Below are 12,936 nucleotides of genomic sequence, written 5' to 3'. Positions count from 1 at the left end.
GAGTTCGGCTTCCGTTGAGTGTCCGTAACGACGGAATCGGCGACGTTGCCGTGTGGCCGAATTCACCCCGTCCCGCGCAGTTCGTCACTCAACCGTAGGTCATTGGCGGGGAAGACGCGTCCAAAGTGCCCAAAAAACGCTGCGTCCCATCAGGGGAATACCGGTTCCTGCGCGTTAGGTTCCGGTTACGGGCACGCCGGCGGCAGGCAACGCCCGACAATCGGCACAATCGTCAGACCGCGTCCATCGGGCCGCGGCGCACCCCAACCGGGGACAGACCCCGCGCCCCAACCGGGGACAGACCCTGATGCGGTCGGGCACACGAACCGGGGACACGGCACACAAACCGGGGACAGACCCCAGGCCAAGCCGCGCCAACCGGGGACAGACCCTGGGCCAATACCGTTGCAGGACAAGGAGCAAGATATTGAGAATTGCAAATTGAACACTTCCAATTGCAAATTTGCATTTTTCAATTCTCAATTCTCAATTTGCAATCTTCCGTCCGCCCAAATTCCTCACGACCCATCCTGTCTCGGCTGACGCCACCCGGGGACTGTCCCCGGGCGGTCGGGGCGGAAGCCTCAGCGACGTGTCTCGTCGTCGGCTTGCTGCGCCGCCAATTGCTCCCAAGGCCAACCGGGGACAGACCCCAGACGCCAATGGGGACAGACCCCGGGCCAACCGGGGACAGACCCCAGGCCAACCGGGGACAGACCCTGGGCCAATGCCGTTGCAGGACAAGGAGCAAGATATTGAAAATTGCAAATTGAACACTTCCAATTGCAAATTTGCATTTTTCAATTCTCAATTCTCAATTTGCAATCTTCCGTCCGCCCAAATTCCTCACGACCCATCCTGTCTCGGCTGACGCCAACCGGGGACAGTCCCCGGGCGGTCGGGGCGGAAGCCTCAGCGACGTGTCTCGTCGTCGGCTTGCTGCGCCGCCAATTGCTCCCAAGGCCAACCGGGGACAGACCCCAGACGCCAACGGGGACAGACCCTGGGCCAACCGGGGACAGACCCTGGGCCAATACCGTTGCAGGACAAGGAGCAAGATATTGAGAATTGCAAATTGAACACTTCCAATTGCAAATTTGCATTTTTCAATTCTCAATTCTCAATTTGCAATCTTCCGTCCGCCCAAATTCCTCACGACCCATCCTGTCTCGGCTGACGCCACGCGGGGACTGTCCCCGGGCGGTCGGGGCGGGAGCCTCAGCGACGTGTCTCGTCGTCGGCTTGCTGCGCCGCCAATTGCTCCGGCGACAACAGGTAGCTCTTCCAGCCACTCGATTCGACCAGCTGGCGATCGAGTTGCAGGGCGCGGGGACGCCAACCGGGGACAGACCCCGGGCCAATGCCGTTGCAGGACAAGGAGCAAGATATTGAAAATTGCAAATTGAACACTTCCAATTGCAAATTTACATTTTTCAATTCTCAATTCTCAATTCTCAATTTGCAATCTTCCGTCCGCCCAAATTCCTCACGACCCATCCTGTCTCGGCTGACGCCAACCGGGGACAGTCCCCGGGCGGTCGGGGCGGGAGCCTCAGCGACGTGTCTCGTCGTCGGCTTGCTGCGCCGCCAATTGCTCCGGCGACAACAGGTAGCTCTTCCAGCCACTCGATTCGACCAGCTGGCGATCGAGTTGCAGGGCGCGGGGACGCCAACCGGGGACAGACCCCGGGCCAATGCCGTTGCAGGACAAGGAGCAAGATATTGAAAATTGCAAATTGAACACTTCCAATTGCAAATTTACATTTTTCAATTCTCAATTCTCAATTCTCAATTTGCAATCTTCCGTCCGCCCAAATTCCTCACGACCCATCCTGTCTCGGCTGACGCCAACCGGGGACAGTCCCCGGGCGGTCGGGGCGGGAGCCTCAGCGACGTGTCTCGTCGTCGGCTTGCTGCGCCGCCAATTGCTCCGGCGACAACAGGTAGCTCTTCCAGCCACTCGATTCGACCAGCTGGCGATCGAGTTGCAGGGCGCGGGCGACGGATCGGCTGGCCAGGTCGGGACGGCCCTTTTCCAGTTCGATCGCGGCGAGTTGCAGATGCGGCTCAGCGCGCAGCGGGTCACTCTCGGCGGCCTTGGCAAAGTGTTTTGCTGCCAATTCGGGGCGATCCAGGTTCCGCATCGCGATCCCACGCAGCATGTGCACGCGAGTGGGGGCGGCGGATTCGTCACCGACCGGATCGAGCTGGTCGAGTGTTGCCAGGATGCGATCGTACTGATTGCTGTTCAGATACAACTCGGCGACATGCAGTTTGGCTTCGACGTAATCCGGCTGCAGGGCGAGCGCGCGATGGTAGGCCGCCAACGCCTCCTCCTCGTTTCCTTTCTGACGCAGGCAGTCGCCCCGCAGGGTCCAGATTTCGGCGGAGTTGCGTTCGGAAGCGAGTGCGATTTCACTTTGCGTCACCGCTTTTTCGAGCTGCCCTTCCTGCAAGTACATTTCGCCGAGCCGACCGACCAAACGTGGATCACCGGCGCTCAACGCGACCGCCTTTTCCATATGCTCGATCGCGGAAACCCGCTGCCCCCGATTCCAATAGGTCTCCGCCAGACCGCGATGGGCTCGATCATCTTTATCGGACAGGGCCAGGGCTTCGCCAAATAATTGTTCGGCGTCGGTCCACTTGCCCACTCGCATTTTCTGCAGCCCCTGGCGTGACAACTTTCGCGCGGCGATCGATTGTCGGCTTTCGCCAATCCCGTGAATCGCACGGCAGCCTGCGGTGCAACACAGCAATGACAGCAACGCCACTACGACCGGCAACGCTGTGAAGCATTTTTTCCCTCTGTTTCGTAAGTTGTTAGCGGCAGGGCGCGAGCCCGCCGGTTCCGCATCTTTGCCAACACACCGGAGGGCTCGCGCCCTGCCGCTAAAAAATGCGTCACAGCGTTGCCCGGGCGGCGCACGCCAGCGGGTGCCGGTGTCGCGCGGCGGCGCCACGTGGGGCGGGTTGGGGCGGTTGTTCGAACGCACGCAGGTCACCGGACGAGTCTGGGTGGAAAAGGTCGACGCCGAGGGGGGCCGTGACGGCCGAGGGGATTTTTGGCACTTCGACGCATTGACAGAAACAAGAAATACCAGCGAAATGCGTTGCACTGCAATTGCGCCTTTTACAGCCTCCTGATTTGCCCGCCAATTTGATGCCTGCTCAATTTGATTCTTTCGGACTCCGTTTTCTCTATCCCGACAACTGGACCGTCGCCGACCGTGCCGACGAGGAAGGGGATCAGGGGGCGACGTTGGATATTCCGGGGGGAGGTTTTTTTTCGATCGAACGGACCAAGGCCGACGAAGTCCCGGGGTTGATCGAGCAGATCGTCGACGCGATCGCGGCAGATTACGAGGACCTGGAGCGTGAAGATGTCACGATGGAGGTGCTGCCGGCCGACACGCCGGTGACGGACCTGCGGTTCTACTACCTGGATCTGTTGATCGTCAGCCGGATCGTGATCCTGCGGCCCGACGGGGACCCCGCCGGCGAGGACGTGCTGATGGTTCAGATGCAGGCCGAGAGCCGCGATTTTGACAAAAACGAGGCCGTGTTTGCGGCGATCCTGAAACAGATCGCACCCTAGTGCTCCGTCCCAGCTCAAATTTCCGGTAGTGGACGAGGCGACGAGTCCTCTGCAAGTGGACGAGGCGACGAGTCCTCTGCAGTGGGCGTATTGGCAAGGACTCGTCGCCTCGTCCACTACCGCCTACCCGAAACGCAAGGTGACACGGAGCCCTCGGGTCCCGCTACACCAGGTCCTGTTTGCGTTTCTTTCGCCGCCGCCGCGAGCACTCACGGCAGACGCCGCTGATGATCATCCGGTGGGATTCGACGCGAAAGCCGTGCAAGGCGGCCATTTGGTCACGGATTTCGACCAGTTCGTCGCTTTGAAATTCCAGCAATTTTCGGCACCGCGTGCAGTACAGGTGGTCGTGCTGGGGGTAGCCGTAATCGTGGTCGTAGACGGTGCGGCCGTCGAGTTGAAAACTATTGAGCAGCCCGGCGTCGACACATTCACGCAGGGTGCGATAGACCGTCGCGGTACTGACGTAGTTCGCTTCCCCCCGCCGTGGCAGTCGTTCGATCAACTCTTCGGCGTCAAAATGCTCGTGCTGGCTGAACACTTGGTCGATCAAGAATTTCCGCTGGCTGGTTTGCCGCAGCCCGCGCGACTGCAGGTACTCGCTGAACCGTTCTTGAGGCGAAAGCGAAACCTCCAACGGCTCGACTTTTGTCGCAACCGTTTCGGAATTCGAGTTCGCCGTTTCGGAGGTTGAGTCCGACAATTCAGCCATGGTGCGTGTCAGAGGGAACGTAGAAACAGCCCGTCAGCGCGGGGCGAGCACCCTCTCGAAACGCTTGGTCGACGAGTCCGGTCATCTAGAAGTCTACACGACCGGTCAATCGCTGTCTTCGCCGGGGTCTGTCTCCGCCGGGCACCTGTCTTCCGATGGCCACTTTCTGTGGCACGAACGAGTTCGCGGAACGGCGCGAGCCGTCCGGTTTCAGCTGGAAAACACCTTGGACGACCGGAGGGCTGGCGCCCTTCCGCGACCAAGATCGACCCCGATTGGTGTCACAGGCCGTTAACCCAACAGGTCCAAGAACCGATCCAGGGCGGCGTCCATCCGTTCGGGCGAGTCGTAGGATCCGTCGGCGATTTGCCGCCGCAGCTCGGCGACCCGTTCAAATCGAATGCCTTCACCGGCGACCGCGGCGTTGCCTTCGATGCGATTGGCCGAGGTAGCTGCTTGGCTGAGGTCGAGCTGGTCGACCGGGCCGGCCGACGCCGGCGACGACGCTTGATCGACCTTGGACGCAGCGGAGCCGCGATCGACTTGCGAAGTGGATTGGACGTTGGAAGCGGATTGCGTGGTGGAAACCCGATAGGGACCGTAAATCTGCATTTGAGCGATGCTCCGGAGACAAAATGGACTACCCCACCGCATCACAAACGACTGCTGAAACAGATCGGTTGATAGCAATGAGGGGATTTAGGCGACGTAGGCCGGACCGGACCGATGGGGGGAGCCCCCACCGACTTATTCAGTCATTTCCGCATCGACCGTCAGCGCCGCGATCCGTGTCCCAGGATGCAATCCGTACAGCTTTGAAGAGACTTTTGCTAAGCGCGAAGCAGCGGAAACAGTATAGGTTTCGGCTCGCCGCTCTGCGTCAGTTGAGTCCATTCGTGAACTTTCTGGGGGTCAACCCGAGACACTCGCAGCGACGGTAGCAAAGCGGCCGCGGCAATTGCAAGTCGATTTCTGGAAGTGGCGTCAGCTTCCAGCTTGCGTCCACTCTACCTCCTTGTGCCCGCCCAATTCCTGCACGCTACGAACGTCCGCCCCGTCATCGAGCATGTGAGTCGCCCGTGCCGGCGGAAGCCGCTGTCACGCGGGAGTCTTGGAGGCAAGGTGGCGACGAAGGACCTCGATCACCAGATCACGCTGGACCACGAGGTCTTCGGAAGCACCTGTTTGGGTTCATACGGCGGGGAAGCTAGCATCGCTGCCCACTCCCTTGGGAAACCACTCGCGATCCCGATCAGACAGATTCACCACACCGAGACACCAACGCCCATTGACGACCTTTTTCATCAATGGAACAAACCTATCGTCTCGAGAGCGACTTGATTACCCCTGCAGGGTGCCGTAAGATTGGGTGGCGGGAGATATTCCGCAGTCCAACCACGGAATATGTACTTTTTACCGTGGTCGGACCACCAATAATTGATTGTTCGTGGCGGTAGACGTGACTGCCAATGTCCAACGCCTGTCGTCCATGCTGCTGACGGGTGCGCTTGAATTTGGCCCACTTGATATCGTCGAACCTCCGTTGCCTGGGATTCGCTCTTGATGTCACGGTTTGACGGGTGCGCGGTCGACTCACCTGACGAAAGACAAACCGACGCCTGTCGACTTCAATGCTGACGACCGACGCCTGACGTGCCGGCTGGAGATTGGGACGTTGTAATTTCCCACGGCAATTCAAATCGAGTACATTGGCAAACCGCGACGATGTTTCAACCCGGCGTGCCGACCGGCGCCACGAACCCGGCGATGCACCCCAGCACACTCATTATTGCGAGACGCAAACTTTCACCCAGATTCGATCATCACGCTCACGCCGTCTCAATCGTGAAGGCCCGTGTGCGAGGTGATCGCTGACGTTCGCTGGACAAGATCGTTCAAACCTGATGCTGAGAAAAATCCTGTCCACCCTCATCGGGCTCGCCATCGCAATCTGGATCGGGTCACTTCTTGTATGGGCGTTTGCTGCACTGCTTGCGTCTATCGCATGTGCCGTTTTTCGGCAATGGGAGCTTGCTTCGCTATGCACGCTTGCATGCGTTTGTTGGGGTTATGGTGCCTTGTTCTTTGCTAGACTCCCATTCGCCAAATCGGACGCAGATGAAACCAACCGCGATGGCGCGATGAATGATCCGGCGACTGCACGACGTATCGCCGGTGTGTTCGGAATTGTTTCGGGCACCGGATTCGGGTTGGTGATCGGACTTGTGCTTGCAGTGTCGAGATCGTGGATCGTATCGCCCGAGTTTCTTCCACTCGGATTGATGTTTTCGACGACCCTGATCTGTTGGCTAATGTGCTACGCTATGCCTGATCTGGGACCTGAGATACTTTCTGCCCTGGAGAAAACCGTTGGCTGAGCCAGCGAACCATGACATGAACCGAAGTGACGGAGTCGGGGTTTTTGAAGTGGTGAGTCGTCCGCCGTCACTCGGTTATGTCCGCCGTTCTGCATACAAGGCAAATCAAATGTCAGATCGCGGAACACCCGTGGCAATTCGCGTCGTCAGTGTGGACAAGGAGGTCGCTGTCATCAAACTTTTCCGCGTAGCATCGAATGCCACCGTATCCGATATCCGGAAAGCTCTGAGTCGACAAACTGCCATCCCGGTTGGTTCGGTTTTTGGCCTCGACCACGACGAGATCGAACAGTCTATCTTGGCAGTGCTCCGCCAACTTGACGGACTCGGCAGCACCTACGAGATAATCGTTGATGGCAAACCGGAGTCGCGCCAGTATTTCAACAACATTCTGCAACGATCGCGGGATATCGAGCTACAAACCCAAATGATGACCAATCTTGAAATTGGCGAACCGGATATTGAAACGCTAGAATGGTTGCAGCGTGAATCACCTGGCGACGTGTTTCGTGACACGTTGGAACAAGTCATCCGTGGTGATGGATACTATGTCGACACGGAAACGCTCGCCTGGGCGAAACATCAACTCGGAAATGCAGAACCATGAAATGCACGCGAGGACGGGAGTCGCGGATATTGGTCTGCTTGCGAGTCTTTCGCCCGTCCCGCGTGATTTCTACCGTTCGCCAACTGAAGATGGCCAACTCTCGTCTGACACATGCGCAAAGCCGTGATCATCATCTCCGTCATTGGTTTGCTTGCTTGGCTCGCATATCAAGCGACCGGTTCCCGATTCAGCGGTGATGTGACAACGCCGAACGACATCCCGATCGTTGGAGCGGATCTGTCCGAACTGGTGTTTCTCGAACCTGCCAGTTTCCGCGGTTACGAACATCCCCACGGTGGCGGAACATTCACCATCACTGGAACTGCAACCTCGGAATCGGTGCTTGCGTTCTGCCATGACGCAGAGGTTTCGCTGTCCAAGAACGGAACGAACATCGCTGACCGAAATGACATTCTGGAGTACTTGGTGGATCGAAAGATCGCATTGCCGGAATCCACTTCCGACGAAACGCCCGATGTCTTGTTCGGATATGGTGGGCGGTTCCCCAAACTCTACGGCGTGTATAATGCGTCGACTAAGCGGTTTGCAATCTCATTACAATTTCACGGGACAAAGTGAACGGCGTGACCGATTGCGGCGAACCATGGGTTGCAACGGAGGCCGCGAGTTGCCGTTGTTGAAGTGGTGAGTCGTTCGCGCGGCCCCGCTGAACCCTACCGTTCTGTGCCTCAACTTTCTCGGATGAACGCGAAACCCAAACTGATTGCGGACATCCGCTACTACGAGAATCCGGGGCGTACCGAGTACGGAAGCGTTCGCCACGATTCGCTCGGAACGCTTTTCCCGATTCCGTTCCGATCCTTTGGCGCAATTGGCGACCGGTTTGCTTGCAAGCTTCGCGAACATGAATTCTCGCTTCCCGGTTTCGATCACCTTTACGTAATCTTCACGCCCGCATTGCCGCCCGGCCATGTTCAACCGTCAACACTGAACCTTGACGCCCGAATTCGATACGTCGATGTCGGACTCTCGCAGGATCATTGGAACTCGTTGGATGACAACTCAAAACATGACCACGTTGTCGACCTAACGTGTGCGGCGCTCACTGCTATTGATGTCTATGCCGATACACTAACAAATGTCGCCAATGACCTGAAGCGATATCGTTCTCAACTCGAAGTGATCGTGAAAACGAAAGAGACCGCATCCTATCGGGTGGATGTGTCATTTCAAATTCGGCCGCTTCAAGAACAATCCATTGCGTTCGTGTCCTACTTCGACAAACGAACGGGGCAAAACGGCCGCTTGACGCTTGCGAAATTGTTGTCTGCAAATGACGTCTACCCACTCTGCGGATCAATTGCCGTCCGCGACGATACGATTACAATCAAACCTCGGTCTTCGTCACGTGCTGCAACGATCACGGAAAAATACAATGTGCCACTGGCTGTCCCTGTGGATGCTGTTCTCGCAGCGCCCGGCACAGAACAATGCGGTGAACCGGAGCCGCCGATGACGCGGGATTTGAAATCATAGATTCTTGGCGGCGGCCCGGTTACCGCTGCCGTTCTGCCAACGACATGAAACAGAAGTTCAGCGAGCTCAACGATGCGGAACGGGAATGGATTTCACTCTCAATTGCAAATGCGCGTGCGCTCGTAGAGGCTGCACACGCTGATGATGGCAACGGCGATATGACTCCCGAAATCCTCGACGCCGCGTATAGACATTGGCTAAATAGCGGAACCGAGATCGACAAACAGGCTAATGACGTTGTGCACGCGATCGGATTTGCATTCGGTCAGTTTCTGGTCGCCAAAGATGGATTCGAGTGGACGCTCGTAACGGATCAATTTGGAACGGAAGTTGGTGTTCGCGCGTTACCGAAAAGAGGTGACATTTTGATTTGCCCCGCGAGCATGGTTGCCAAGAGATGGGAATCAACAGAGGCAGATTTCCTTGTGCCCATCTATCACGCAGTCATTGATCAACGCAACAGTGTTCGCGATTCGTGGGACGCCCAGTCGAAATCGCCATGGTGGAAGTTTTGGTAGACTGGGCAGAACAATCGGATGCAGGACGAGTCGCCGAGTCGTGGTTATTGAAGTGGAGGATCGCTCGCGGCGACCGCGTGATCCGTACCGTTCCCCGACTGAGTGAAACGCAACCGTTGACACCTCGGCGTATCGATGACACTTTCCGTCTCGCTCTATCGTCATGACACCGAACGACTTGAATTCGTTTCCGTCCCCGATATCGACAACCGTTGCGCGGCGGGTTTTGAATGCTACCGGACACGGTTGTGGGGATCTCGCTCGTTGACCGAACGTGGTGCTACGTTCATGCCGACGCTTAAGAACAGCGACTTGTATGTGACGCCCGACCAATTCGATGCGTTTCGCGATGAACTTGCCATGATCCATCGGAATGCTCGTGCGATCGCTCACGACATCTGGCCTTATGAGGTAATTGATCGGTTCTGCCCGGTGCAACGCTCACAACGCGCTCGACGGCTTCGCGTACGTGGCGCGCGAGATATTCGAACTTACGTGAACCGATTTCGTTCTGCTCTGGATGTTGCTGAACGCATGAATCTCGGGTTCAATATTGGTTGACGGTTCACCGTTTGCCCTGACTCAACAAAGCGGGGAACCATGCGATGAACCGAAGTCCTCGAAAACGATTTTACAAGTGGTGACTTGTCCGCTCGGACTCGGTTATCGCCAACGTTCACGCTCTCGACTGCTTGAAACGGGTTCCGAGATTAGCGTTCATTCGCGTGGATTAGCGGTTCGTGTTTCCGAAGTTTTTGCACCGCTAATGAACACTGATGAACGCTAATGCCAGTACCCGAACTTGCGCCCACCGGATTTCATCAGACTTCTGTTTCCTGGTATTCGTTCCTGATCTCACGGTTCGATAGGTGCGCTGACATACTTGCTGGAAGGGCATCACGCAAAGTCGCCAAGCCGCAAAGATTTGAACCCGCTCCTTTGCGGCTTGGCGCCTTTGCGTGACTCTTGTCTCACTTGGTGCGCGGTTCGTCTCGGTTGAATGACGACAAACCGACGTCTGTTGATATCAACGCCGACAACCGACGCCTAAAAGCCGACTGCTGGCTGGGAGACTCGATTTCCCTCGGCGATTCCAATCGAGTACATTGGCCACCAGCGATGATTGCTCAAACTGTCGTCGTGGCCGATCCGCGTGAACCATGTGGTGCACCGCAGTCGGCGAGTTGAGTTTGTATTTGAGTTCCGGTCGATCGCGCCGACGCGGTGACCACCGCCGTTCGCCGACACAGAATGAAGACACTCGCATCATTGCTGATCGTCGCATTGACACTTGCTTCTAATGCGAGTGCCGATTCGATCCGAGTTGCGACGTATAACTTGAATTGGGGCAACCGTCGCGGGGACCAAGTGCTGGACGCAATCGGCGCTGCTAACCCTGATCTAATTTGCTTCCAAGAAACGACCGTGCCATCCGAACGGTTTCTTCGCGAACGTCTCGCCAAGACTTACCCGTATTTCCACGCGACGGGACACGACGGACGCTACGCCGGTGAACGATTCGCGTTCGCCTCGAAGATCGAACTCACGGACGTGACCTTCGTCCCGCCTACCGCCGGCTTATTTGGTTTCTATTCCGCTAATCTGAATCTCTCTGGGACGCATGTACGCATTGTCAACGTCCATTTGACGCCGCTCCAGATCAAACGCGGCGGCGGGATTCGTGATGCGATGGCTGCACTATCGACAACCGAAGATAAGCACGCAATCGAGATTGATGCAATCGTCGACGCAATTGATTGTCAACGTCCGACGATCGTTGTTGGTGATTTCAATAGCATCTCCTCCTTTCGGGCTCCAAGACGACTCGCTGGACTCGGCTTGATCGATGCGTACGCCTCGGTTCACGATGATGCTGACACTCACCCAACCTGGAGTTGGCCCACCCGACCGTTGCCCCTCGCACTACGAATCGACTACATTTTTCATACACAACACTTCACAACCATGGAATCCGAGATTGTCCGTCGAGATGGGTCTGACCATTCTCTGGTAGTCGCCGTGCTCAAATGCGGCGAACCATCGGATGCACGGGAGACCTCGGCGCAGTCGATCCTGAAGCCAGGGTCAACCGCTCGGTCCCCGTGATCCGCAACGTTCACGCTGCTAACCGACGCCTGACGACAATGCCGATTTCTCTTTCGTGTGATTGGTCTGTTTCGTGGTCACCTCGCTTCCGCGGTTCCCAGCGTTGTCCAACGCCTGACATCCCGACTGCGATTGGTACGCTCGAATTGCGCTCACCGGATTTCATCAGACCTCTGTTTCCTGGGGTTCGCTCCTGAAGTCACGGTTCGACAGGTGCGCTGCCGTACTTGCCGGAAGGAGCTCACGCAAAGTCGCCAAGCCGCAAAGATTTGAACCCGCTCCTTTGCGGCTTGGCGCCTTTGCGTGATTCTTGTCTCACTTGGTGCGCGGTCGTTTCGGCCGAACGAGGCAAACCGACGCCTGTCGATACCAACGCTGACAACCGTCGCCTGGCATGCCGACCGGAAAATGGGCGTCTCGATTTCCCGCGGCGTTTCGGAGTGAGTACATTGGCAACCAGCGGCGATGGCTCAAACTGGCGTCGTGGCCGATCCGCGTGAACCAAGTGGTGCACCGCAGTCGGCGAGTCGAGTTTGTTTTTGAGTTCAGGTCCATCGCACCGACGCGGTGACCACCGACGTTCTGCGAATGACTCGCTTTCTTGACCAAGTATTCGCAGGCCGTACTGATGCACCCGATCGACGAGTTGAAATCCTTTGTGTATGGACGCGGTCGTGGTGCGGGCATCAAGATCACGCCGCGCCACTACGATGGTGATAATGATGAGCAAGTTTTGTCGCTGGCCCGGGACGTCGCGACAGCAGAGAAACACCCGCCGGACGACGAAGAGATCACGATGAGCCAACACGGTGCTGCTTTGTCTGAATTGCTTGAATCTCACGCAGATGCAGAAGCTGTTGCCGATGCTCTGATCCGATACACGCAATCCCGTGTAGGATGGACTGGACGTGGCGCGGTCGAGTAGAGCTGCTCGTGTACTTTAATTCGTGCGGCGGGTCAAAGAATCGCAGAACCAGACGATGCACGTGAGTCGCCGAGTCAGGTTTTTTGAAGTGGTGAGTCGTTCGCGGCGACCACGTGATCGTTACCGTTCCCCGACTGACATGTCCTCTCCGAATTGCGTGGTTGGCCTTGACTGAATTTCGCGATCAATCCGAACTGCCTTCAGCATGCTACAAGACCGAATACGGTTTACAGATCACGTCTGTTACGATCAACGCCTCCCCACCTCAGGTTCGTATTGATTATTTGCACTCAAATTTACCCGGCACGCTCTTACTTGACCGCCCAACTCCACTCGAGTCGCTTGCCTTTTTGTTTGATGATTGCTACTGGATTAGGATATACGACTTGAACGAGACCGGCGCATCGCTGAATTTTGGGCGCTACGAGGTACACATGCTGGATGAGGATAGCCCACAATCCAAGATGGTCTGTGATCGCTATACTGCAGAGTAGGAATTGCTTGCTCGTCTGGACGTGGCTGTGTGGTGAAGCGGGGAACCATGAAATGCACGGGAGAACGGGAGGTCCGTCTTCTCGTCTGCTTGCAAGTCTTT

General features: G+C 56.9%; 15 protein-coding genes. 10 read left to right on the top strand and 5 right to left on the bottom strand.

Annotated features, from left to right (window positions below; translation table 11 throughout):
* Positions 1–1,218: 1,218 nt before the first annotated feature.
* From TBK1r_RS32890 to TBK1r_RS32880, 3 genes are all read right to left on the bottom strand, one after another.
* Positions 1,219–1,437: a hypothetical protein gene (locus TBK1r_RS32890; RefSeq protein ID WP_145219796.1), complete on the bottom strand. Its 219-nt coding sequence runs from the start codon at positions 1,435–1,437 to the stop codon at positions 1,219–1,221.
* Positions 1,438–1,552: 115 nt separating this feature from the next.
* Entirely contained in the window at positions 1,553–1,771 is a 219-nt protein-coding gene (locus TBK1r_RS32885) for a hypothetical protein (RefSeq protein ID WP_145219796.1), read from the bottom strand.
* Between the two features lie 115 nt (positions 1,772–1,886).
* Complete coding sequence (locus tag TBK1r_RS32880; RefSeq protein WP_145219794.1) at positions 1,887–2,786, bottom strand: tetratricopeptide repeat protein; 900 nt, start codon at positions 2,784–2,786, stop codon at positions 1,887–1,889.
* A gap of 377 nt (positions 2,787–3,163) precedes the next feature.
* Between TBK1r_RS32880 and TBK1r_RS32875 the strand changes: the two genes are divergently transcribed.
* On the top strand, positions 3,164–3,598 hold the full coding sequence (locus tag TBK1r_RS32875) for a hypothetical protein (RefSeq protein ID WP_145219792.1): 435 nt from the start codon (positions 3,164–3,166) through the stop codon (positions 3,596–3,598).
* Between the two features lie 163 nt (positions 3,599–3,761).
* Here the strand turns inward: TBK1r_RS32875 and TBK1r_RS32870 are convergent, their stop codons facing one another.
* Positions 3,762–4,310 (bottom strand): Fur family transcriptional regulator, encoded by a 549-nt coding sequence (locus tag TBK1r_RS32870; RefSeq protein WP_095740872.1) that lies wholly within the window; start codon positions 4,308–4,310, stop codon positions 3,762–3,764.
* Between the two features lie 291 nt (positions 4,311–4,601).
* Complete coding sequence (locus TBK1r_RS32865) at positions 4,602–4,922, bottom strand: flagellar biosynthesis anti-sigma factor FlgM (protein WP_095740871.1); 321 nt, start codon at positions 4,920–4,922, stop codon at positions 4,602–4,604.
* Positions 4,923–6,214: 1,292 nt separating this feature from the next.
* Here TBK1r_RS32865 and TBK1r_RS32855 point away from each other — a divergent pair.
* From TBK1r_RS32855 to TBK1r_RS32815, 9 genes are all read left to right on the top strand, one after another.
* The gene (locus TBK1r_RS32855; RefSeq protein ID WP_145219790.1) at positions 6,215–6,688 is read left to right on the top strand and encodes a hypothetical protein; all 474 of its coding nucleotides are present in this window, start codon (positions 6,215–6,217) and stop codon (positions 6,686–6,688) included.
* A gap of 16 nt (positions 6,689–6,704) precedes the next feature.
* The gene (locus TBK1r_RS32850) at positions 6,705–7,295 is read left to right on the top strand and encodes a hypothetical protein (protein ID WP_145219788.1); all 591 of its coding nucleotides are present in this window, start codon (positions 6,705–6,707) and stop codon (positions 7,293–7,295) included.
* A gap of 111 nt (positions 7,296–7,406) precedes the next feature.
* The gene (locus TBK1r_RS32845) at positions 7,407–7,874 is read left to right on the top strand and encodes a hypothetical protein (protein ID WP_145219786.1); all 468 of its coding nucleotides are present in this window, start codon (positions 7,407–7,409) and stop codon (positions 7,872–7,874) included.
* Positions 7,875–8,306: 432 nt separating this feature from the next.
* Positions 8,307–8,792: a hypothetical protein gene (locus tag TBK1r_RS39290; protein ID WP_419580628.1), complete on the top strand. Its 486-nt coding sequence runs from the start codon at positions 8,307–8,309 to the stop codon at positions 8,790–8,792.
* A gap of 44 nt (positions 8,793–8,836) precedes the next feature.
* Positions 8,837–9,310 carry a DUF3806 domain-containing protein gene (locus TBK1r_RS32835; protein WP_145219782.1) on the top strand — a complete coding sequence of 158 codons (474 nt, stop codon included), beginning with the start codon at positions 8,837–8,839 and terminating at the stop codon, positions 9,308–9,310.
* 135 nt (positions 9,311–9,445) lie between these two features.
* A complete protein-coding gene (locus TBK1r_RS32830) occupies positions 9,446–9,871 on the top strand; it encodes a hypothetical protein (RefSeq protein ID WP_145219780.1) in 426 nt (141 codons plus the stop codon).
* Between the two features lie 690 nt (positions 9,872–10,561).
* Positions 10,562–11,416 carry an endonuclease/exonuclease/phosphatase family protein gene (locus TBK1r_RS32825; RefSeq protein WP_145219778.1) on the top strand — a complete coding sequence of 285 codons (855 nt, stop codon included), beginning with the start codon at positions 10,562–10,564 and terminating at the stop codon, positions 11,414–11,416.
* A gap of 601 nt (positions 11,417–12,017) precedes the next feature.
* Positions 12,018–12,341, top strand: a complete 324-nt coding sequence (locus TBK1r_RS32820) for a hypothetical protein (RefSeq protein WP_145219776.1) — start codon at positions 12,018–12,020, stop codon at positions 12,339–12,341.
* A 167-nt stretch (positions 12,342–12,508) separates the two neighbouring features.
* On the top strand, positions 12,509–12,835 hold the full coding sequence (locus TBK1r_RS32815; protein ID WP_145219774.1) for a hypothetical protein: 327 nt from the start codon (positions 12,509–12,511) through the stop codon (positions 12,833–12,835).
* Positions 12,836–12,936 lie beyond the last annotated feature (101 nt).

The organism is Stieleria magnilauensis, assembly GCA_007753675.1.
Classification (GTDB): domain Bacteria; phylum Planctomycetota; class Planctomycetia; order Pirellulales; family Pirellulaceae; genus Stieleria; species Stieleria magnilauensis.
Note: the sequence above shows the minus strand (reverse complement) of the source record. Positions and strands in the feature narration are given on the sequence as shown.

Coding starts and splice junctions, on each gene's coding strand:
- TBK1r_RS32875 (WP_145219792.1), top strand. CDS start 3,164: ATGCCTGCTCAATTTGATTCTTTCGGACTCCGTTTTCTCTATCCCGAC.
- TBK1r_RS32870 (WP_095740872.1), bottom strand. CDS start 4,310: ATGGCTGAATTGTCGGACTCAACCTCCGAAACGGCGAACTCGAATTCC.
- TBK1r_RS32865 (WP_095740871.1), bottom strand. CDS start 4,922: ATGCAGATTTACGGTCCCTATCGGGTTTCCACCACGCAATCCGCTTCC.
- TBK1r_RS32855 (WP_145219790.1), top strand. CDS start 6,215: ATGCTGAGAAAAATCCTGTCCACCCTCATCGGGCTCGCCATCGCAATC.
- TBK1r_RS32850 (WP_145219788.1), top strand. CDS start 6,705: ATGAACCGAAGTGACGGAGTCGGGGTTTTTGAAGTGGTGAGTCGTCCG.
- TBK1r_RS32845 (WP_145219786.1), top strand. CDS start 7,407: ATGCGCAAAGCCGTGATCATCATCTCCGTCATTGGTTTGCTTGCTTGG.
- TBK1r_RS32835 (WP_145219782.1), top strand. CDS start 8,837: ATGAAACAGAAGTTCAGCGAGCTCAACGATGCGGAACGGGAATGGATT.
- TBK1r_RS32830 (WP_145219780.1), top strand. CDS start 9,446: ATGACACTTTCCGTCTCGCTCTATCGTCATGACACCGAACGACTTGAA.
- TBK1r_RS32825 (WP_145219778.1), top strand. CDS start 10,562: ATGAAGACACTCGCATCATTGCTGATCGTCGCATTGACACTTGCTTCT.